The 21153-nt window shown below is 72.0% G+C and carries 19 protein-coding genes and 1 pseudogene; 9 read left to right on the forward strand and 11 right to left on the reverse strand.

The genetic code is table 11. The annotated features are described in order from the left end of the window. The first annotated feature begins 188 nt into the window (after positions 1 to 188). The 5 genes from afsQ1 (at position 189) to FGW31_RS12640 (ending at position 4046) form a co-directional block, all read left to right on the forward strand. The gene (gene afsQ1 / locus FGW31_RS12620; RefSeq protein ID WP_006133375.1) at positions 189 to 866 is read left to right on the forward strand and encodes a two-component system response regulator AfsQ1; all 678 of its coding nucleotides are present in this window, start codon (positions 189 to 191) and stop codon (positions 864 to 866) included. Beyond that, positions 863 to 2470, forward strand: a complete 1608-nt coding sequence (locus FGW31_RS12625) for a sensor histidine kinase (protein WP_142193519.1) — start codon at positions 863 to 865, stop codon at positions 2468 to 2470. The genes afsQ1 and FGW31_RS12625 overlap by 4 nt, the downstream gene beginning before the upstream one ends. Next, positions 2471 to 3094, forward strand: a complete 624-nt coding sequence (locus FGW31_RS12630; protein ID WP_142193520.1) for a hypothetical protein — start codon at positions 2471 to 2473, stop codon at positions 3092 to 3094. 109 nt (positions 3095 to 3203) lie between these two features. Further along, positions 3204 to 3785 carry a VanZ family protein gene (locus FGW31_RS12635; protein ID WP_142193521.1) on the forward strand — a complete coding sequence of 194 codons (582 nt, stop codon included), beginning with the start codon at positions 3204 to 3206 and terminating at the stop codon, positions 3783 to 3785. Positions 3786 to 3845: 60 nt separating this feature from the next. Next, a complete protein-coding gene (locus tag FGW31_RS12640) occupies positions 3846 to 4046 on the forward strand; it encodes a PspC domain-containing protein (RefSeq protein WP_142193522.1) in 201 nt (66 codons plus the stop codon). A 112-nt stretch (positions 4047 to 4158) separates the two neighbouring features. Here FGW31_RS12640 and FGW31_RS12645 read toward each other — a convergent pair whose 3' ends face one another. After that, a complete protein-coding gene (locus tag FGW31_RS12645) occupies positions 4159 to 4503 on the reverse strand; it encodes an ATP-binding protein (protein WP_142193523.1) in 345 nt (114 codons plus the stop codon). Between the two features lie 144 nt (positions 4504 to 4647). Continuing rightward, positions 4648 to 5799, reverse strand: a complete 1152-nt coding sequence (locus tag FGW31_RS12650; RefSeq protein WP_142193524.1) for an adenosine deaminase — start codon at positions 5797 to 5799, stop codon at positions 4648 to 4650. 114 nt (positions 5800 to 5913) lie between these two features. On the opposite strand from FGW31_RS12650, the gene FGW31_RS12655 reads away from it, so the two are divergent. Continuing rightward, entirely contained in the window at positions 5914 to 6675 is a 762-nt protein-coding gene (locus FGW31_RS12655) for an alpha/beta hydrolase (RefSeq protein ID WP_142193525.1), read from the forward strand. Positions 6676 to 7492: 817 nt separating this feature from the next. On the opposite strand, the gene FGW31_RS12660 is transcribed toward FGW31_RS12655, so the two are convergent. After that, positions 7493 to 8455 carry a LysR family transcriptional regulator gene (locus FGW31_RS12660; RefSeq protein ID WP_142193526.1) on the reverse strand — a complete coding sequence of 321 codons (963 nt, stop codon included), beginning with the start codon at positions 8453 to 8455 and terminating at the stop codon, positions 7493 to 7495. Between the two features lie 63 nt (positions 8456 to 8518). Between FGW31_RS12660 and FGW31_RS12665 the strand changes: the two genes are divergently transcribed. Next, on the forward strand, positions 8519 to 9799 hold the full coding sequence (locus tag FGW31_RS12665) for an MFS transporter (RefSeq protein ID WP_142193527.1): 1281 nt from the start codon (positions 8519 to 8521) through the stop codon (positions 9797 to 9799). A 163-nt stretch (positions 9800 to 9962) separates the two neighbouring features. Beyond that, the gene (locus FGW31_RS12670; protein ID WP_142193528.1) at positions 9963 to 10985 is read left to right on the forward strand and encodes a sigma-70 family RNA polymerase sigma factor; all 1023 of its coding nucleotides are present in this window, start codon (positions 9963 to 9965) and stop codon (positions 10983 to 10985) included. Here the strand turns inward: FGW31_RS12670 and FGW31_RS12675 are convergent. Further along, positions 10869 to 11255, reverse strand: a pseudogene (locus tag FGW31_RS12675) (STAS domain-containing protein); the annotation flags it as partial. The gene FGW31_RS12670 and the pseudogene FGW31_RS12675 overlap by 117 nt on opposite strands. Positions 11256 to 11407: 152 nt before the next feature. Between FGW31_RS12675 and FGW31_RS12680 the strand changes: the two are divergent. Further along, complete coding sequence (locus FGW31_RS12680; protein ID WP_142193529.1) at positions 11408 to 12328, forward strand: AEC family transporter; 921 nt, start codon at positions 11408 to 11410, stop codon at positions 12326 to 12328. A 142-nt stretch (positions 12329 to 12470) separates the two neighbouring features. Here FGW31_RS12680 and FGW31_RS12685 read toward each other — a convergent pair whose 3' ends face one another. The 7 genes from FGW31_RS12685 to FGW31_RS12715 form a co-directional block, all read right to left on the reverse strand. Continuing rightward, a complete protein-coding gene (locus FGW31_RS12685; RefSeq protein WP_182675180.1) occupies positions 12471 to 13748 on the reverse strand; it encodes a thymidine phosphorylase in 1278 nt (425 codons plus the stop codon). A gap of 91 nt (positions 13749 to 13839) precedes the next feature. After that, entirely contained in the window at positions 13840 to 14238 is a 399-nt protein-coding gene (locus FGW31_RS12690) for a cytidine deaminase (protein WP_142193531.1), read from the reverse strand. Next, positions 14235 to 15509 carry an ABC transporter permease gene (locus FGW31_RS12695; protein WP_142193532.1) on the reverse strand — a complete coding sequence of 425 codons (1275 nt, stop codon included), beginning with the start codon at positions 15507 to 15509 and terminating at the stop codon, positions 14235 to 14237. The genes FGW31_RS12690 and FGW31_RS12695 overlap by 4 nt, the downstream gene beginning before the upstream one ends. Continuing rightward, positions 15506 to 16630 carry an ABC transporter permease gene (locus FGW31_RS12700; RefSeq protein ID WP_142193533.1) on the reverse strand — a complete coding sequence of 375 codons (1125 nt, stop codon included), beginning with the start codon at positions 16628 to 16630 and terminating at the stop codon, positions 15506 to 15508. The genes FGW31_RS12695 and FGW31_RS12700 overlap by 4 nt, the downstream gene beginning before the upstream one ends. Continuing rightward, positions 16630 to 18189, reverse strand: coding sequence for an ABC transporter ATP-binding protein (locus tag FGW31_RS12705; protein WP_142193534.1), 1560 nt, complete (start codon positions 18187 to 18189; stop codon positions 16630 to 16632). The genes FGW31_RS12700 and FGW31_RS12705 overlap by 1 nt, the downstream gene beginning before the upstream one ends. 198 nt (positions 18190 to 18387) lie before the next feature. Beyond that, entirely contained in the window at positions 18388 to 19434 is a 1047-nt protein-coding gene (locus FGW31_RS12710; RefSeq protein ID WP_142193535.1) for a BMP family lipoprotein, read from the reverse strand. Between the two features lie 464 nt (positions 19435 to 19898). Then, the gene (locus tag FGW31_RS12715; RefSeq protein ID WP_142193536.1) at positions 19899 to 20948 is read right to left on the reverse strand and encodes a BMP family lipoprotein; all 1050 of its coding nucleotides are present in this window, start codon (positions 20946 to 20948) and stop codon (positions 19899 to 19901) included. Between the last annotated feature and the right edge of the window lie 205 nt (positions 20949 to 21153).

The following is a 21153-nucleotide window of genomic DNA, read 5'->3' on the forward strand; positions in this document are numbered from 1 at the left end:
GAAAAGCTTGCCGGGGGACCTTCATGGCCGTGTCCGCCGACTGTCACAGACCTGTCACAGGGGTCGGTCACGGCGGGAACACAGATCCTTCACAGGAATCGGTGCACGTAGCGGCACGTATGCGGGCCCAATGGGCATCTGTCGTCCACGGGTCGAACAGGCAGCCCTCCATGGGCCAGAATGAGCCCGTGCCTTCCCTGTTGCTGATCGAGGACGACGACGCCATCCGTACGGCCCTGGAGCTCTCCCTGACGCGCCAGGGACACCGGGTGGCGACCGCTGCCAGCGGTGAGGACGGTCTGAAGCTGCTGCGTGAGCAGCGGCCGGATCTGATCGTGCTGGACGTGATGCTGCCCGGCATCGACGGGTTCGAGGTGTGCCGGCGCATCCGGCGCACGGACCAGTTGCCGATCATCCTGCTGACCGCGCGCAGCGACGACATCGACGTCGTGGTCGGCCTGGAGTCCGGCGCCGACGACTACGTCGTCAAGCCGGTGCAGGGGCGGGTGCTGGACGCCCGGATCCGGGCGGTGCTGCGGCGCGGGGAGCGCGAGTCCAGCGACTCGGCGACCTTCGGCAGCCTGGTCATCGACCGTGCGGCGATGACCGTGACGAAGAACGGCGAGGACCTCCAGCTGACGCCGACCGAGCTGCGGCTGCTGCTGGAGCTGAGCCGGCGGCCGGGCCAGGCGCTGTCCCGGCAGCAGTTGCTGCGGCTGGTGTGGGAGCACGACTACCTGGGCGACTCGCGTCTGGTGGACGCGTGTGTCCAGCGGCTGCGCGCCAAGGTCGAAGACGTGCCGTCGTCCCCGACGCTGATCCGTACCGTGCGCGGTGTCGGCTACCGGCTGGATCCGCCTCAGTGACCGAGGAACACCAAGGGGGGAGCCGCGGCTGGTCCGCGGCACGCAAGGGGATCTGGTCACGGCTGCGCTTCACCAGCCTGCGGCTGCGGCTGGTCGTGGTGTTCGGGCTGGTCGCGCTCACCGCCGCGGTGTCCGCATCGGGCATCGCGTACTGGCTGAACCGCGAGTCCGTGCTGACCCGTACGCAGGACGCGGTGCTGCGGGACTTCGAGCAGGAGATGCAGAACCGGGCGGGCGCACTGCCCGAGCACCCGACGCAGGACGAACTGCAGCGCACCGCCGGTCAGATGGCCAACACCGGCCAGGGATTCACGGTGCTGCTGGTCGCCGAGAACCCCGACGGGCGGACCGTGTACGGCAGTTCGGGCGGGCTGAACGGCTTCTCGCTGCAGGACGTGCCGGCCTCGCTGCGCGAGGCGGTGACCGAGCGGCAGAAGGTCACCGCGACCAACAAGTACCCGCACCGCCTGTACTGGCAGCGGACCGTGGAGAGCGACGTCCCGTACCTGGTGGCGGGGACCCGGGTGATCGGCGGCGGTCCGACGGGCTACATGCTGAAGTCGCTGGAGCCCGAGGCCAAGGACCTCAACTCGCTCGCCTGGTCGCTGGGGATCGCCACGGGTCTCGCGTTGATAGGGTCCGCGCTGCTCGCGCACGCCGCCGCCACGACGGTGCTGAAGCCGGTGCAGCGGCTCGGGGTGGCCGCCCGGCGGCTCGGCGAGGGCAAGCTGGACACCCGGCTCAGGGTGTCGGGGACGGACGAACTGGCCGATCTGTCCCGGACGTTCAACAAGGCGGCCGAGGCGCTGGAGAAGCGGGTCGCCGACATGGCCGCGCGCGACGAGGCGTCCCGGCGGTTCGTGGCGGACATGAGTCACGAGCTGCGCACCCCGCTGACCGCGATCACGGCGGTGACCGAGGTGCTGGAGGAGGAGCTGGAGTTCGAGGGCGGCGGCATCGACCCGATGATCGAGCCCGCGGTGCGGCTGGTGGTCAGCGAGACGCGCCGGCTGAACGACCTGGTGGAGAACCTGATGGAGGTCACCCGCTTCGACGCGGGCACCGCCCGCCTGGTCCTCGACGACGTCGACATCGCCGACCAGATCACCGCCTGCATCGACGCGCGGGCCTGGCTGGACGCGGTCGAGCTGGACGCCGAGCGCGGCATCCACGCCCGGATCGACCCGCGCCGGCTGGACGTGATCCTGGCCAACCTCATCGGCAACGCGCTCAAGCACGGCGGTTCGCCGGTGCGGGTGGCGGTGCGGGAGGAGACCGCGGCCGGGCCGGAGGGCGCCGCGGACGAGGGTGTGGTGGTCATCGAGGTGCGGGACCACGGGCCGGGCATCCCGGAGGAGGTCCTGCCGCACGTCTTCGACCGCTTCTACAAGGCCAGCGCCTCCCGGCCGCGCTCCGAGGGCAGCGGTCTGGGCCTGTCCATCGCCCTGGAGAACGCGCACATCCACGGCGGTGAGATCACCGCGGCCAACTCCCCCGAGGGCGGTGCCGTGTTCACCCTGCGGCTGCCGCGGGACGTGTCGGCGCAGAGCCCCTCGGAGCAGGCCGGCGACACCAAGGACGAAGGCGCTGAGGGGGACGCCTGAATGGACGTACGACGCGGGACCGTACGCCGGCTGCCGGTGCTGCTGGCCCTCGGCGTGCTCGGTGGCGCGCTCGCCGGGTGCGGGATCCGGGCCACGGAGGTGCCGACCGACTTCGGGCCCGCACCCTCGCGGGTGAGCTGTTCGCTGGCCGAGCCGGAGGTGACCACGCAGGCCGTGCGGGGGCTGCCGGTGCGGGTGTTCCTGCTGTGCGGGTCGTCGCTGGTGTCCGTCGACCGGACGGTGCGGGTGCCGGACGGGGCGGCGGACTCGCGGCGGGTGACGGTGGCGCAGGGGCTGCTGGACGAGCTGTCCCGGCAGCCGACGGCGGCCGAGCAGGAAGCCGGGTACACGACGCGCGTACGGGGCGGGACGACCGTGAGCGGTCCGCGGCCCGGCGACCCGGAGGACACGCTGCGGCTGAGCACCGCGCCGGGGAGCCTGTCCGCGGCGGGGCTCGCGCAGATCGTGTGCACCTTCTCCGACTCGGCGGCGGCCGAGGGCGACGGCTCGGTGGTCCTCGGCGGTCCCGACGACGGGCGGCCGCGCCGCTACGAGTGCACGGACGAGGTCCGTGCCCGTCCCGACGCCGGGCAGCCGCCGTCGTCGGAGACCACCGGGAACTGAGCCGCGCGGCGGCACCGCGCCGGCGGCGTCCGCACTGTGGCGCATGCCTCACCCGGTGAACGGGTGACATCCCGGAACCGACCGTGCGGAACGCCGCGTCTTGGGGGGCGTGCAGCGTCAAGGCTTCGTCGGCGGCAGCGCCGCGTTCCGTTTCCGTGTGTCAGGAGGGCTCCTCCTGGCCGCGTATCTCGCGTTCGTCGCCTGGTTCACGCTGCGCCCGCTGGACGTGCCGTGGGTGATGCCCGCCAACTGGCGGCCGCTCGACGGGATCCGGGCCGACTTCGCGCTGGGCTGGGTGGAGGGCGTCCGCCGGGTCGGCGAAGGGCTGGCGCTGCTCGCGCCGCTCGGGGTGCTGCTGCCGGTGGCGGGGGGCCGGCTGTGCGTCTCGGGGCTGGGTTCACTGATCCGCGCGATGGCCGCGACCGCTCTGGTGTCGCTGGCCGTCGAGATGCTGCAGACCGCGGTGCCGGGCCAGGTCGTGGACATCGACTCGCTGCTGCTGAACACGGTCGGCGCGGGGCTCGCGCATGCGGCCGTGGTGCCCGCGGGCCGCTCCTGGCTGCGCCGCCGGGCGGGTCTGCCGTCCGGCACCGCCCTTCCCGCGGAGGAGCCGGCTCAGGGTAGGACCCCGACGATTCCCAGGGTCGGGATCGCCCCGTGGAGCGACGCTTTGCCCCCTTCGTCTCCGTAACGTGGAGTGCATGGAGGCAGCCGACCGGGAAGCCTCGCACCGCTCACGAAGGAGTCGTCCATGAGCCGCCTCGCCCGCCCCACCAACGACCGCATGATCGGCGGCGTGTGCGCCGCGCTGGCCCGGCGCTTCGGCACCTCCGCCACCACGATGCGCGTGATCTTCCTGATCTCGTGTCTGCTTCCGGGGCCGCAGTTCCTGCTGTACATAGCGCTGTGGATCCTGTTGCCCTCGGAGGAGAAGACGCGGACGGCCTGGTAGCGCAAGCAGTGCCGTCTCCCTGAGCGCCGCGCAGGGCCGTCCGTCCGAGTACGCCGATGGGGCGCACCCCGAGTCCGGGTGCGCCCCATCGGCGGTGATGCGCCGGAGTGGGTCAGCCGCCGAGCGGGAGACCGTTGACGGCGAGGCCCTGGGTGGGCACCCCCTGCACCGGCAGGCCGCCGAGGAGACCGGCGGCGGGCACCTGGGGGGCCAGCCGACCGACGGCCGGCTGCACGGCCGCCGTGCCCCGGCCGACCAGCTCCTGGCCCGTCGCCAGAACCTGCCCGGAGCCCGGCAGCGCGCCGGACAGCTGCTCCGCCGGGGCGGCCTGGGTGACGGTGTCCAGCGAGGGGGCGTCCGGGAGGGCCGGGGCCGCGTTGGCGGCGCCCGCACCGGCGGCGGCGAAGGCGGCACCGAGGGCGGCGACACCGAGGGTCTTGGCAGCAGACTGCTTCATGAAATGCGTCCTCGAAATGGGATACGGGGATGTGAGCGGTGTCGTGACCGTAAACACGCGAGCCCTTCCGCCGCAAACATCGAAATGCGGACGGATGGTGAACGACCTTTGTATTCCCGATGTGCGCGGACCCCCCCGTCAGCTCTACTTTCCGGTGAAACCGCTGGTGGAGGCCGTCTGCCGGAACAGCCATTCGGATTTCAGTTCGGCGTATCCCGGCTTGATGACGTCATTGATCATGGCCAGACGTTCATCGAAAGGAATGAAGGCCGACTTCATAGCATTGACGGAAAACCATTGGAGGTCGTCGAGCGTGTAACCGAATGCGTCGACCAGGTGCTCGAATTCGCGGCTCATGCTCGTGTGGGACATCAGACGGTTGTCCGTGTTGACCGTGGCCCGGAAGTGCAGCTGCCGCAGGAGTCCGATGGGGTGCTCGGCGTAGGAGGGGGCCGCGCCGGTCTGGAGGTTGGAGCTCGGGCACAGCTCCAGCGGGATGCGCTTGTCCCGGACGTAGGAGGCGAGCCGGCCGAGCTCGACCGTGCCGTCGTCGCGGACGTGGATGTCGTCGATGATGCGCACCCCGTGCCCGAGCCGGTCCGCGCCGCACCACTGCAGCGCCTGCCAGATGGACGGCAGTCCGAACGCCTCGCCGGCGTGGATGGTGAAGTGGTTGTTCGCCCGCTTCAGGTACTCGAAGGCGTCGAGGTGCCGGGTGGGCGGGTAGCCGGCCTCGGCGCCCGCGATGTCGAAGCCGACGACTCCCAGGTCCCGGTAGCGGTTGGCGAGTTCGGCGATCTCCAGGGCGCGGGCGGCGTGCCGCATCGCGGTGAGCAGGGCGCCGACCCGGATGCGGTGGCCGTTCTCCCTGGCGCGCCGCTCGCCCTGCCGGAAGCCCTCGTTGACCGCCTCGACGACCTCTTCGAGGGTGAGTCCGCCGTCCAGGTGCTGCTCGGGGGCGTAGCGCACCTCGGCGTAGACGACACCGTCCTCCGCGAGGTCCTCGGCGCACTCGGCGGCGACCCGGACGAGCGCGTCGCGGGTCTGCATGACGCCGACGGTGTGCGAGAAGGTCTCCAGGTAGCGCTCCAGGGAGCCGGAGTCGGCGGCCTGGTGGAACCAGAGGGCCAGCTTGTCGGGGTCGGTCTCGGGCAGACCGGTGTAGCCGGTCTCCAGGGCCAGCTCGGCGACGGTGCCGGGGCGCAGTCCGCCGTCGAGGTGGTCGTGCAGCAGAACCTTGGGAGCCCGGCGGATACGGTCCGGATCCGGGGTGTTCGCGATGGTTTGGCTCGTCATTTCCGCACCCTAACGCCTACGCGCGTAGATCGCTTGGCGTGATCCGGTGGTCGATACCCAACGGTGACCGCACGGACGGGTGGCGTACACCCGCGCTTCTGACACTGTTCTGTCATGGCACAGGAAGCGACGCCGGTTCGCAGGGCCCGGCTGGGGAGGGCGCTCGGCCCGGAACCGACGGCGGTGAGCGGCGTGGTGCTGCTGCTCCCCGGCGGCGAGGAGGTCTCCAGCCGCAGACCCTCCCCCATGGTGGCCGCGGCCTCCGTCCACGGACTCGGACGGCGTCTCACCCGCGCGGCACGGGACCGGAGCCTGGCGGCCCATGTCGTCCACTACCGCTACCGCGGCTGGAACGGCAGCGAGGCGCACCTCGCACGCGACGCCGCGTGGGCCGCCGACGAGGCCGTACGGCGCTACGGGGACGTCCCCGTGTGCCTCGCCGGTCTCGGCATGGGCGGCCGGGCCGCGCTGCGCGCGGGCGGGCACGAGGCCGTCAACTCGGTGCTGGCGCTGGCACCCTGGCTGCCCGAGGAGGACGTCGCGGCGCCACCCGAACCGGTGAAACAGCTCGCCGGGCGGCAGGTGCTGATCGTGCACGGCACCAACGACGCGCGGACCGACCCGGAGTTGTCGTTCCGGCTCGCGGCGCGGGCGAAGAAGGCGAACCGGGAGGTGTGCCGGTTCGAAGTGCATTCCGACGGGCACGGTTTGAGCCAGTATCGGGACGAAGTGCTGGCGCTGGCCGAGGACTTCGTGATGGGCGCGCTGTTCGGGCGGGCGTTCTCTCGGCCCGTGCAGGACGCCCTGGCGGCGCCTCCTCCGCTGGGTCTGCGGATGCCGCTGGCCGCGGGATTCGGGCGGTCGTTGCGACGGTAGCGTCGCCGGGGCGACGGTCGCGGGCGGCGAGTGCGGGTGCGGCGAGGCTGGTCGCGCGGTGAGTGCGGGTACGTCACGGCGGGCGCGCGGCGACGCAGGTTCGGCGAGGGCGGGCGCGCGGCGTCCTCGGGCGCGTCAAGGCCGTCGCGGGCGGGGAGTGCAGGTACGGCGAGGGCGGTCGCGCGGTGAGGGCGGGTACGTCGCGGCGGTCGCGCGGCGACGCAGGGTCGGCGAGGGCGGTCGCGCGGCGTCCTCGGGCGCGTCAAGGCCGTCGCGGGCGGGGAGTGCAGGTACGGCGAGGGCGGTCGCGCGGTGAGGGCGGGTACGTCGCGGCGGTCGCGCGGCGACGCAGGGTCGGCGAGGGCGGTCGCGCGGCGTCCTCGGGCGCGTCAAGGCCGTCGCGGGCGGGGAGTGCAGGTACGGCGAGGGCGGTCGCGCGGTGAGGGCGGGTACGTCGCGGCGGTCGCGCGGCGACGCAGGGTCGGCGAGGGCGGTCGCGCGGCGTCCTCGGGCGCGTCAAGGCCGTCGCGGGCGGGGAGTGCAGGTACGGCGAGGGCGGTCGCGCGGTGAGGGCGGGTACGTCGCGGCGGTCGCGCGGCGACGCAGGGTCGGCGAGGGCGGTCGCGCGGCGTCCTCGGGCGCGTCAAGGCCGTCGCGGGCGGTGAGTCCCAGTACGTCACGGCTGGTCGCGCGGTGAGTTCGGGTACGTCGCGGTCGGTCGCGTGGTTTCCTGCGTGCCGGTTCCCCCGGTCCCGTTCCCCGCGCCGGCACTCGGCTTCCCGGCTCCCCGGTTCCGCGCGTCCGGGCGGGGCGGCGCTCAGGTCGGCAGGAGGCTGCCCCGCTTGGAGAGCAGGAACTTCTTGAAGGCCGCCACCGGCGGTGTGTCCGGGCGGCCCGCCAGCCAGGCCACGCCGATCTCCCGGGCCGCCTTCGGGGCGGTGACCGTCAGTTCCACCACGCCCGGGCGCGGGAAGGCCGGCGGGGGCAGCAGGGCGACGCCGAGGCCGGCGGCGACCAGGCCGCGCAGGGTCTCCGCCTCCTCGCCCTCGAACGCGATCCGGGGCCGGAAACCGGCCTGCGCGCACAGGTCGTCCGTGATGCGGCGCAGCCCGTAGCCGGGTTCCAGGGTCACGAAGGTCTCGTCGGCCGCCTCGGCCAGACGGATGCGGCGGCGGCCGGCGAGGCGGTGGTCCGGGGGCACGACCAGGCGCAGCTTCTGCTCGTCGAGGCGGCGGGCCACCAGGTCGGGGGCGTCGGGCACCGGCGAGGTCAGGCACAGGTCGAGCTCGCCCGCGCGCAGCCGCTCCAGCATGGCCTCGCCGTAGTTCTGGACGAGGCTGAAGCGGATGCGCGGGTGGTCGGCGCGGAAGGCGTGCAGCAGCCCGGGCACGGTCTCGGCGCCCATGGTGTGCAGGAAGCCGAAGGCGACCTTGCCGGTGGCCGGGTCGGCGTCGGCGCGTACCTCCTCGGCGGCGCGTTCGATCTCGGCGAGGGCGCGCTCGACGGAGGCGAGGAAGGTGCGGCCGGCGGGGGTCAGGGAGACGGTGCGGCCGTGGCGGGCGAACAGGTCGACGCCAAGGTCCTGTTCGAGGCGGACCATGGCCCGGGACAGGGTGGACTGCGGGACCTGCATCTCCTGGGCGGCCCGCGTGACGTGCTCGGTGCGGGCCACTCCGGCGAAGTGGGCGAGGCGCGGCGCCAGCAGCCGCGACATGTCCGCCGTGTCTCGTGTGTCACTGGTCTGTGACAGCCGACCGTGTGACCTCTGCTCATGCGCCATGGGAACGATTATGGCGATTCCGTGCATTGGACGGATGAGCGGGGCCGTACGTAGCTTCGAGGCATGACTCCCGCCAGTACCGGGGCGTCCACCACCGTGGGCGCCGTCGCATCCGTTCCCTCCGTCCCCTCCTCCTCCGAGTCCCGGATGTCGCCGGGCGGTCCCGGTTACCGCCGGATGAGTCTCGCCCTGTTCCTCGCCGGCGTCGCGACCTTCGCGCTGCTGTACTCCACCCAGGCCCTGCTGCCGCTGATCTCGGCCGACTTCGCGGTGAGCGCGGGCGACGCGAGCTGGACGGTGGCGGCGGCCACCGGTGGCCTCGCGGTGTTCGTCCTGCCGATGAGCGCGCTGTCGGAGCGCTACGGGCGGCGCACGGTCATGACGGCGTCCCTGGCCGTCGCGGTGACCGTGGGGCTGCTGGTGCCGTTCGCGCCGTCGCTGGGCGCGCTGGTGGCGCTGCGCGCGCTGCAGGGTGCCGCGCTGGCCGGGCTGCCCGCGTCGGCGACGGCGTATCTGGCGGAGGAGGTCACGCCCAAGGCGCTGGTGACCGCGATCGGGCTGTTCGTGGCCGGCAACAGCGTCGGCGGGATGAGCGGCCGGGTGATCACCGGCTGGGTCGCGCAGGAGTGGGGCTGGCGGGTCGCCGTCGGCGTGATCGGCGCGGTCGCGGTGGCGTGCGCGGTGGCCTTCCGGCTGCTGCTGCCGGCGCCGCGGCACTTCCGGCCGGGCTCGCTGCGTCCGCGGGTGCTGGCCCGCACGGTCCGCGGCCACCTCGCCAACCCGCTGCTGCGCCGCCTGTACGCGATCGGCGCGCTGTTCATGACGGTGTTCGGCGGTGTGTACACGGTCATCGGCTACCGGCTGACCGAGGCGCCGTTCTCGCTGCCGCAGGGCATCGTCGGCTCGATCTTCCTGGTCTACCTGGTGGGCACGGTGTCGGCGTCGGCGGCCGGACGGCTGGTGGGCCGGCTGGGCCGCCGGGGCGCGCTGTACGCGGCGGGCGGCACCACCGCGGCGGGGCTGCTGCTGTCCCTGGCGGATGCGCTGCCGCTGGTGCTGCTGGGTCTGGTGCTGATCACCGGGGGCTTCTTCGCGGGGCACGCGGTGGCGTCCTCGGCGGTCGGCCGGACCGCCACCGAGGGGCGCGCGCAGGCCTCCGCGCTGTACCAGTCGGCGTACTACGTCGGCTCCAGCGCGGGCAGCACGGCCGGCGCGCTCGCCTTCCACTCGGGCGGCTGGGCCGGGACGGTGGGCGTCGGTCTGGTGGCGGTGGCCGGTGTCGCGGCGATCACGCTGGCGGGCACGCGGGCGGCGCGGGCGGAGCGGCGTCCCGCGACCGCGTGACGCGGGCCGGGTTCGGGGCCGGGCGGTGTGACGGCGTCGGAGCGCACCGCCTCTCACCTGCGCTTTCGTTCACTCGGGGGGCCGTTGTCAGTGGGCTGCGGTAGCTTCCGAAGTGCCGGGTGCGATGGTGCGCCCCGAAGACGCCACATGGGGTGGGTGGACGATGACGAACGGCACGGCGACGACAGACCTGGACGCCAGGCTGGAGGCGCACCGCGTCGAGCTGACCGGGTACTGCTACCGGATGCTCGGCTCCTCCTTCGAGGCGGAGGACGCGGTGCAGGACACGATGGTCCGCGCCTGGCGCAGCTACGACAAGTTCGAGGGCCGCTCCAGTCTGCGTTCGTGGCTCTACCGCATCGCGACCAACGTCTGCCTGGACATGCTGTCGGCGGGCAACAAGCGCGCCCGTCCGATGGACCTGACGGAGTCCACACCGCTGGCGCGGGCGGCCCTGTCGCCCCGTCCCGACCACACCTGGCTGGAGCCGATGCCGGACGCGCGCGTGCTGCCCACGCCCACCGACCCGGCGGAGGCCGCGGTCGCCAAGGAGTCGGTGCGGCTCGCCTTCATGGCCGCGCTCCAGCAACTGCCCGCCAAGCAGCGGGCGGTGCTGATCCTGCGCGAGGTGCTGGCGTGGAAGGCGAGCGAGGTCGCCGAGCTGCTGGACACGTCGGTCGCGTCGGTCAACAGCGCGCTGCAGCGGGCCCGGGCGACGCTGGCGGAGCGTCAGCAGCCGGGCGCCGACGCGGCGGTGTCCGACCCGCTCGACGAGGAGCAGCAGAAGCTGCTCGAACGCTATGTGGCGGCGTTCGAGGGATACGACATGTCGGCGCTGACCGCGCTGCTGCACGAGGACGCCATCATGACGATGCCGCCGTTCGACCTGTGGCTCACCGGCCCCGAGGACATCACGGGCTTCATGACGACGCTGGGTGCCGCCTGCGCGAGTTCGCGGCTGATCCCGGTGGAGGTCAACGGCCTGCCCGGGTTCGCGCAGTACAAGCCCGACCCGGAGGCCGGCGGTTTCGTCCCGTGGGCGGTGCAGGCGCTGGAGATCTCAGGGGACCGGATCTCCGGGTTCCACTGCTTCCTGGACACGCAGCGGTGGTTCCCGCTGTTCGGGCTGCCCCTCCGTCTCGAAGCGGAGTCCGACCAGGTCGAGCAGGGCGCGCAGGGCCGGTGAGGGATCGCGCAGCCTGATCCGGCCTCCGGCCCGGTGGGCCGTGAGCTGGAGCCGCGCGAGGAGGTTCACCGTGGCGAGCCCGGGCGGGCCGAGACCGCCGACGTCGCAGACGACCACCCCGCCCGAGCCGCCGCCACCGCTGTCCAGCAGTGCCCGCAGCGCGTCGCAGGGCCCGCTCACCTCATCCGGGGCGAGGGGGCCGCTGAGCACGAGTACGGGTGGTGTCTTGGCGTCCACGATCGGTAGACCGGCCGTGCGCGCGTAACTCATCGCGGCGGGCCGGCTCGGGTGCGTGGCGGCGGGCCGCCGCCGCAAGGATCACATTGACCTGGGCATGCCCTTCCCCGGAGGGTTGGGTGTATGCGCCATAGATCATCCCCGCCCACGGTGTCCGAGGCCCTTCGCCCGCGCGAGGAGCCACCGTGCAGGGGGTGCTGAGCGGGTTCCTGGTGATCGCCGTCGTCATCGGCGTCGGCTATGCCATCGGCCGCCGGGGAGATCTCGGCGAGCAGGGCCGGGAGGTCCTGACGAAGCTGGCGTTCCACGTGGCGTCCCCGGCCCTGCTGTTCACCACGCTCGCCGGGGCCGACCTGTCGGTGATCTTCTCCAGCCGGCTGCTGGTCACCGCGCTGAGCACGGCGGCGGTGGCGGGCGTCTTCGTCGCGGTCGGTGTGGCGCGCGGCTGGGGCGTGGGCCGCACCACGATCGGCGCCCTGTGCTCCAGCTACGTCAACTCCGGCAACCTGGGCATCCCGATCGCCGTGTACGTCCTCGGCGACGCCTCCCTGGTGGCGCCGGTGCTGCTGTTCCAGCTGGTCGGTGTCACACCCGTGGCGCTGACGATCCTCGACCTGTCCACCGCCGGTGAGAAGGGCCCGCTGTGGCGGCGGCTGCTCACGCCGCTGCGCAATCCGATCGCGATCGGGTCACTGGCCGGAGTGGCGGTGTCGGCCACCGGCGTTCGCATACCGGGCCCGGTCATGGATCCGGTCACCCTGATCGGCAACATGGCGGTCCCGGCCGTGCTGCTCGCCTTCGGCATCTCGCTGCGCGGCAGCACCCTGCCGCTGCGGACCGGCGAGCGCGGTCCGGTGCTGCTCGCCGTGGCACTGAAGGCGGTGGGTCAGCCGCTGGTCGCCTGGGCGCTGGCGGTCGGCGTGTTCGGGCTGCGCGGCGCGCACCTGCTGGACGTGGTGGTGACGTCGGCGCTGCCCGCCGCGCAGAACCTCTTCACCTACGCGAGCAGCTACCGCGTCGGCGAGACCCTGGCCCGGGAGGCGATCCTCGTCTCGACGGTGGTGTCGGTGCCGGTGCTGGTGGTGGTCGCGGCGCTGCTGGGGTGACCCGCGTCCCGGGAGACCCGCCGGTGTCCGCGGTGAGCGCGCCCGCGGCGGCCCGCCATCGGTGCGTCACCGGGTCCGCAATGCCGAACGGGACCGGTGGAGTTCACCGGTCCCGTTCACGCCCGATCAGGGAAACCGCAGGTCAGGCGATGCGTTCCAGCACCACCGGAGTGGCCGCGAAGGGCGTGCCGGGGGCGGCGATGTCGTAGGAGCCCTCCACCGCCTGGAGCGCGTACGCGAAGCGCTCCGGGGTGTCGGTGTGGAGGGTCAGCAGGGGCTGGCCCTCGGTGACCGTGTCGCCGGGCTTGGCGTGCATCTCGATGCCCGCGCCCGCCTGCACCGGGTCCTCCTTGCGGGCGCGGCCCGCGCCGAGGCGCCAGGCGGCGACGCCGATGTCGTAGGCGTCGAGGCGGGTCAGGACGCCGGTGGCGGGCGCCTTCACCACGTGCTGCTCGCGCGCCGTCGGCAGCGCGGCGTCCGGGTCGCCGCCCTGGGCCGCGATCATGCGGCGCCAGACGTCCATCGCGGAGCCGTCGGCGAGGGCCTTCGCCGGGTCGGCGTCCTTCAGGCCCGCCGCGTCGAGCATCTCGCGGGCCAGGGCGAGGGTCAGCTCCACGACGTCCGCCGGGCCGCCGCCCGCGAGGACCTCGACCGACTCGCGGACCTCCAGGGCGTTGCCCGCGGTCAGGCCGAGCGGGGTGGCCATGTCGGTGAGGAGCGCGACCGTGCGCACACCGGAGTCGGTGCCCAGACCGACCATCGTGGACGCCAGTTCGCGGGCGTCGTCGATCGTCTTCATGAAGGCGCCGCTGCCGACCTTCACGTCCAGCACCAGCGAACCGGTGCCCTCCGCGATCTTCTTGGACATGATCGAGGAGGCGATGAGCGGGATCGCCTCGACCGTGCCCGTGACGTCCCGGAGCGCGTACAGCTTCTTGTCCGCCGGGGCCAGTCCGTCGCCGGCCGCGCAGATCACCGCGCCGGTGGTGTCCAGGACGTTCAGCATCTCCTCGTTGGAGAGCAGGGCGCGCCAGCCGGGGATCGACTCCAGCTTGTCGAGGGTGCCGCCGGTGTGGCCGAGGCCGCGGCCGGACAACTGCGGGACGGCCGCGCCGCAGGCCGCGACCAGCGGGGCCAGCGGCAGGGTGATCTTGTCGCCGACGCCGCCGGTGGAGTGCTTGTCGGCGGTCGGGCGGGACAGCGAGGAGAAGTCCATGCGCTCGCCGGAGGCGATCATCGCGGCCGTCCAGCGGGCGATCTCCCGCCGGTTCATGCCGTTGAGCAGGATCGCCATGGCGAGGGCCGACATCTGCTCGTCGGCCACCTCGCCACGGGTGTACGCGTCGATGACCCAGTCGATCTGCTCGTCGCCGAGTTCGCCGCGGTCCCGCTTGGTGCGGATGACGGAGATGGCGTCCATGGCCATGGCTGGCGTTCCTTCCGGGAGGTGCGAAGGGTGCGGCCCCTCCGGTCGACGGTAACGGCTGTCGCCCGGAGGGGCCGCGGAGGAGTTACTTGGTGAGGTGCTGCGGGCCGAAGGCCTGGGGCAGCATCTCCGACAGCGGCAGGATGCCGGCCGGGGTCTCCAGCAGCAGTCCGGGGCCGCCGAACTCGTACAGCAGCTGGCGGCAGCGGCCGCACGGGACGAGGATCTCGCCCTCGCCGTCCACGCAGGTGAAGTGCGTGAGCCGGCCGCCCCCGGTGCGCTGCAGCTCGGAGACGAGTCCGCACTCGGCGCACAGGCCGAGGCCGTACGAGGCGTTCTCGACGTTGCAGCCGGAGACCGTGCGTCCGTCGTCGACCAGGGCGGCGACGCCGACCGGGTAGCCCGAGTAGGGGGCGTAGGCGTGGGACATGGCGTCCCGCGCGGCGGCGCGCAGCGCCTCCCAGTCGACGTCGTGCGCGGTCACTTGCCCTGCCCCTTCCGGTACGGCATGCCGTCCGCCTTCGGCATGCGCAGCCGCTGGGCGGAGAGGGCGAGGACGACCAGGGTGATGACGTACGGCGTGGCGGAGACGACCTGGTTCGGGACCTCGTTGGTGCCGGCGTACCAGGCGAACACGAGGGCGCCGACGACCAGGGTGATCACCGCGTGGACGTACTTCTTGCGGACGACCAGCCAGATCGCGCCGATCAGCAGCAGCAGCGCGCCGAGCAGCAGCAGGGCGTGCACGTTGGCGGAGCCGCCGCGCAGGTTGAGGCTGTCGGTGTAGCCGAAGAGTCCGGCGCCGATGGCGAGGCCGCCCGGCATCCAGTTGCCGAAGATCATCGCGGCGAGGCCGATGTAGCCGCGGCCGCTGGTCTGGCCCTCCAGGTAGAACGGGTTGGCCACGATGGAGAGGAAGACGCCGCCGAGGCCGGCCAGTCCGCCGGAGATGATCACGGCCAGGTACTTGTACTTGTAGACGTTGACGCCGAGGGACTCGGCGGCCACCGGGTTCTCGCCGCAGGAGCGCAGCCGCAGGCCGAAGGCGGTGCGCCACAGGATCCACCAGGTGGCGGGGACGAGTGCGACCGCGATCAGGGTCAGCCAGGAGACTCCGGTGACCAGTCCGCCGAGCAGGCCCGCGATGTCGGAGACGAAGAACCAGCCCTTGTCGTTGAGGTCGCTCAGGGCGTCGGACAGTCCGGGCACGGTGAAGTGGCCGAGCGACTCGACCGCCGGGGACTGCTTGGCGGAGCCGCCCTGGTGGCCCTCGAAGGCGAGCGGTGCGAGGTAGCGGGTGGCGCCGAGGGCGAGGATGTTGAGGGCCACACCGGAGACGATGTGGTTCACGTTGAAGGTGACGGTGACGATCGCGTGCAGCAGTCCGCCGATGGCGCCGCCGAGGATGCCGACCAGGACGCCGGTCCACGGGCCCCACTGGAATCCGGCCCAGGCACCGAACCAGGTGCCGAGGATCATCATGCCTTCGAGGCCGATGTTGACGACGCCCGCGCGCTCGGCCCACAGACCGCCGAGGCCGGCCAGGCCGATCGGCACGGCGAGCTGGAGCGCGGTGGACATCTGGCTGACGTTGGTGATGCCGTCCGCGCCGGTGATCAGGCGGACGATCGAGGTCAGCGCCAGGGCTCCGGCGATGACCAGGAGCAGCACGGGCCAGGACAGACGGCGGCCGGCCTTCGGTGCGTGCTCCAGCGACGGCTGGTTGACGTCGGTCGCTGTGGTCGGTGCGGTCATCGGCCGGCCACCTCCTTCGTGGTGTTGTTGTCGGCGCCCAGGACGTGACCGGCGGCGAGTTCCGCGCCGACCCGGCGCTGCTGGCGGCGCAGGCCCCACTCGCGGACGGCCTCGTAGGAGACGACGACGGAGAGGACGATCAGGCCCTGCATGATGACCGCGATCTCCTTGTCGTAGCCGTGGAAGTCCAGTTCGGGCGAGGCCTTGTCGAGCCAGGCCCACAGCAGGGCGGCGAAGGCGATGCCGACGGGGCTGTTGCGGCCGAGCAGGGCGATGCCGATGCCGAGGAAGCCGATGCCGGTGGGGAAGTTGAGGCTGTAGGTGTGGGTGTCGCCCATCAGGATGGGCAGTCCCGCGAGTCCGGCGAGGGCGCCGGAGAGCAGCATGGCGGTGAGGACCATGCGCTTGGGGGAGACACCGCTGGCCGCGGCGGCGGACTCCGAGGCGCCGGAGGCGCGCAGGTCGAAGCCGAAGCGGGTGCGGTTGAGGACGACCCAGTAGCCGATGCCGAGCAGCACGGCGAGGATGACCAGGCCGTAGATCTCGCCGGCCTCGCCCATGTCGATACCGGGGACCCAGCCGGAGGAGTGCATCTCGCCGGTGGTGTTGTTGTTGCCGACCTTGACGCCGAAGACGGTAGGCAGCCACAGGTAGCCGATGACGGAGGTCGCGATCGCGTTGAGCATGATCGTGGCGACGACCTCGCTGACGCCGCGGGTGACCTTGAGGACACCGGCGATGCCGGACCAGAAGGCGCCGGTGAACACGGCGGTCAGCAGCAGCAGCGGGATCTGCAGGGCGGCCGGGAGGTTCATGTGGGCGCCGACGATCGCGGCCATCATGGCGGCGAGCTGGTACTGGCCGTCGACACCGATGTTGAACAGGTTCATCCGGAAGCCGATGGCCACCGCGAGGGCCGCGATGTAGTACATCGAGGCCTGGTTGATGATCAGAACCTGGATGTCGGAGAACCCGGCCTGCTCGAACATCAGGGCGAACGGCTCGACGGGGTTCTTGCCGGAGGCGATCAGCACGATCGCGCTGAGGGCGAAGGCCACGGCGAGCGCGATGACCGGCCCGGCCACCGCGAGGAGCACGCGCTCCTTGTCGAACTTCTTCATCAGCGGCCCTCGTCTTCCGCACCCCGGCCGCCGTCGGCCGGGGTCTCTTCGTGCTCCAGGTGGCCGGAGGCGGCGCCGGTCATGGCGGTGCCCAGCTCCTCCGGGGTGATGGCGGCGGGATCGGCGTCCGCGACCAGCTTGCCGTCGTAGATCACGCGGAGGGTGTCGGACAGGCCGATGAGCTCGTCCAGGTCGGCGGAGATCAGCAGCACGGCCAGACCCTCGCGGCGGGCCTCGCGGATGTGGTCCCAGATGGCGGCCTGCGCGCCGACGTCCACACCGCGGGTGGGGTGGGCGGCGATCAGGAAGCGCGGCTTGTGGCTCATCTCGCGGCCGACGATCAGCTTCTGCTGGTTGCCGCCGGACAGGGAGGCGGCGGTGACGTCGATGCCGGGGGTGCGGACGTCGTACGCCTGGACGATCCGGCGGGTGTCGTCCTGGGCGGCCTTCGGGTCCAGCCAGACGCCCTTGGCGTTGGGCTTCTCGGTGACGTGACCGAGGATGCGGTTCTCCCAGAGCGGGGCCTCCAGGAGCAGGCCGTGGCGGTGGCGGTCCTCGGGGATGTAGCCGATGCCCTCCTCGCGGCGGCGGCGGGTGGGCCAGGCGGTGATCTCCTCGTCGGCCAGCCGGATGACGCCGGAGTCGGCGTGCCTCAGGCCGATGAGGGCGTCGACCAGCTCGGTCTGGCCGTTGCCCTCCACGCCGGCGATGCCCAGGACCTCGCCCGCGTGGATGGTGAAGCTGATGTCGTCGAGGAGGGCCTTGCCGCCGGGGGTGGTCAGACGCAGCTTGTCGACGGTGAGGACGGGCCGGTCGGTGACCGTGGACTCGGCCGTCTCCGGCGTCGGCAGTTCGCTGCCGACCATCATCTCGGCGAGCTGGCGGGAGGTGGTCTCGGCGGGGACGGCGGTGCCGACCGTGGTGCCGCGGCGGATGACGGTGATCTCGTCGGCGACGGAGAGGACCTCGCCCAGCTTGTGCGAGATGAAGATGACCGACAGGCCCTCGGCCTTCAGCTCGCGCAGGTTGTCGAAGAGCGCGTCGACCTCCTGCGGGACGAGGACGGCGGTGGGCTCGTCGAGGATCAGGGTGGTGGCGCCTCGGTAGAGGACCTTGAGGATCTCCACGCGCTGGCGGGCGGCGACGCCGAGCTCCTCGACCAGGACGTCGGGGCGGACGCCGAGGCCGTAGCGGTCGGAGAGTTCCTTGATCTTGCGGCGGGCCCTGCCGCCGATGCCGTACAGCTTCTCGCTGCCGAGGACGACGTTCTCGAGGACGGTGAGGTTGTCGGCGAGCATGAAGTGCTGGTGCACCATGCCGATGCCGCGGACGATGGCGTCGGCGGGCGACGAGAAGCTCACCTTCTCGCCGTGGACCGCGATGGTGCCCTCGTCCGGCTTCTGCATGCCGTAGAGGATCTTCATCAGGGTCGACTTGCCGGCGCCGTTCTCGCCGACCAGGGCGTGGACGGTGCCCTTGCGGACGGTGAGGTGGATGTCGTGGTTGGCCACGACACCCGGGAAGCGCTTCGTGATCCCGGCGAGCTCGACGGCGGTCACCGATTCGTTGACCGCCGCTCCGGCCGGAGGGCTGCTGGACGCGTTGATGGCGCACTCTCCTGGGGACGGGGGCCGTCTACGCGCGTAGTGCCCCTACGGCATACAAAGGGGCGGCGCACCGAACCGACGGGGTACGAGGAGCCGTGCTCCCCGTACCCCGTCGAGCGGACGCGACCCCGCGGTGGTTCAGGGGGTGTCTCAGCTCGACTTGACCTTGATCTCGCCGCTGATGATCTTCTCCTTGGCCGTCTCGATGGCTTCCTGGAGCTCGGCGTCGTCCGCGAACTTCGGGTTGGAGTTCGACAGGCTCACCTCACCCGTCTTGAGATCGCCCCTGACGATACCGGTCTCCGGCTTGCCGTCCTCGACCGACTTCGCCAGGTTGTACACCGCCTTGGCGACGTCCTTCATCGCCGAGGTGAGGATGTAGTCCTTGTACTTGGCGAGGGCTTCCTGCTGGTACTGGTCGGAGTCGACGCCGATCGCCCACACCTTGTTGGCGGCGGCGGCCTCGATGACACCCTGACCGGACAGACCGGCCGCCGCGTACACGACGTCGGCCTTCTTCTCGATCTGGCCCTCGGCGGCGGTCTTGCCCTTGTCGGGGCTGGAGAAGCCGCCCTCCTCCGCGGTCTGCGTCAGGTACTGCGGGAGCACCTTCACCTTGGGGTCGGTGTCCTTCACGCCCTGCTCGAAGCCGGCCTGGAACTTGTGGATCAGCGGGATGTCCACACCGCCCACGAAGCCGACGGTCTTCGTCTTGGTCGCCTTGGCGGCGGCCACGCCGGCCAGGTACGAGGCCTGCTCCTCGGAGAAGACCAGGTCGGCGACGTTCTCCGCCTCGATGGTGGCGTCGTCCACGATGCCGAAGGTGGTGTCCGGGAACTTCTCCGCGGCACCCTTCACGGCGGCGGCGTAGGCGTAGCCGACACCGATGACCGGGTTGTAGCCCTGCTTCGCGAGCGAGGCCAGGCGCTGCTCCTTGTCGGCGTCGGTCTCGCCCTCGGTGGGCTCGACGTCGGCCGTCTCGTAGCCGAACTCCTTCTTCGCCTTCTCCAGGCCCGCGTACGCGGCGTCGTTGAAGGACTGGTCGCCCTTGCCGCCGACGTCGTAGGCGATGGCGAGACCCTTGTCCCCCTTCGACTCGGAGGAGCTGGAGGTCGAGGTGCCGCCGCAGGCGGACAGGGCGAGGGCCAGGGAGGCGGTCGCTGCGCCTGCGACCGTGATCCGGGAAATCCGGCGCATGAGTGGTGCTCCTAGTCGTACAAGCGCCGGGACGGTTCGGGCTACGGCGCTGGCTCCGCCGCAGATTAACGCGCGTAGACCGGCCTGAAAACCCCTTCTGTCCACCTTGTTATCCGCCCGTGGCCAACCCGGCCCCGAGCCATGGTCACGACATTGCGGTTCGCGAACGGGAGGTGGCGGTGGGTGAGGAAAACGGCGGTGGTGGGGACGGCGGCGGGTGGGGAGCGGCGGCGAGGTGGGGACGGCTGCGGGCGCGGCGCCGGGCGAGGAGAGGCGGTGGGGGCAGCGCGGGTGAGGAGCGGCGGTGGACGGGCGGGCGGGCACGCGCGGTGCCCGACCCGGAGGCGGCGGGCGGGCTGCTCGCGCTCGCCGCAGGAGGACGGCCGGGTACGACGAAGCGGGCGGGCGCCGGAGGGCCGCCCGCCCGCTTCCCGCGGGTCCGTCGCCGGTCGTACGGCGTCGTCCTACTCGGTCCTGACCTTGATGGAGCCGTCGATGATGCCTTCCTTGGCCTTGGCCACGGCGTCCGTCAGGCCGGGGACCTCGGCCATCTTCGGGTTGCTCTCGGACAGGCCGACGCCGTCCTCCTTCAGGTCGAAGACCTGGGTGCCGGTCAGCGGCTTGTCCTCCTGGACGGACTTGGCCAGGGCGTAGACCGCGCCGCCGACGTCCTTCAGGGCGGAGGTGAGGATGTAGTCCTTGTACGCGGCGAGGGCTTCCTGCCGGTACTGGTCGGAGTCGACACCGATCGCCCAGACCTTCGCCTTGGCGGCGGCCTCGATGACGCCCTGCCCGGACAGGCCGGCCGCCTGGTAGACGACGTCGGCCTTCTTCTCGATCTGGCCCTCGGCGGCGGCCTTGCCCTTGTCGGGGCTGGAGAAGCCGCCCTCCTCGGCCGTCTGCGTCAGGTACTGCGGGATCACCTTCACCTTGGCGTCGGTGTCCTTCACGCCCTGCTCGAAGCCGGCCTGGAACTTGTGGATCAGCGGGATGTCCACACCGCCCACGAAGCCGACGGTCTTCGTCTTCGTCGCCTTGGCGGCGGCGACACCGGCCAGGTAGGAGGCCTGCTCCTCGGCGAAGACCAGGGAGGTGACGTTGTCGCCCTCGACCACGGAGTCGACGATGCCGAAGGTGGTGTCCGGGTACTTCGCGGCGACGGCCTTCATCGCGGGGCCGTAGGCGAAGCCGACGCCGATGACCGGGTTGTAGCCCTGGCGGGCCAGGGAGGCCAGGCGCTGTTCCTTGTCCGCGTCGGTCTCGCCCTCGGTGGGCTCGACGTCGGCGGTCTTGTAGCCGAACTCGTCCTTGGCCTTGGCGAGCCCGGCGTAGGCGGCGTCGTTGAAGGACTGGTCGCCCTTGCCGCCGATGTCGTAGGCGATGGCGAGGCCGAGGTCCTCCTTGGAACCGCCGCCGCCGTCGTTCTCACTGCTGGTGCCGCCGCAGGCGGTGGCGGCGAGTGCGAGCGAAGCGACCCCCACCGCGACGCGGGTCAGTTTGGATGTCAGACGCATCTGAAGTTCCCCATTCCTCCAAAGCCCCGCAGCGGGTGCTCGGTTCGGCGCACATTAACGCGCGTAGACACTCCTGGGAACGGGGTACCACGGGGCCGTTATCCATTCGTGCCGATGGCCGGTTACGCCCTTGTGAACCGGGAGACCTCAGGGGATGGAAAGGGGCGGCCGGCGTCACGCGCATGCCTGGAGCGGCACGCGACTT

This window comes from Streptomyces calvus (assembly GCF_006782915.1).
GTDB classification, from domain to species: domain Bacteria; phylum Actinomycetota; class Actinomycetes; order Streptomycetales; family Streptomycetaceae; genus Streptomyces; species Streptomyces calvus.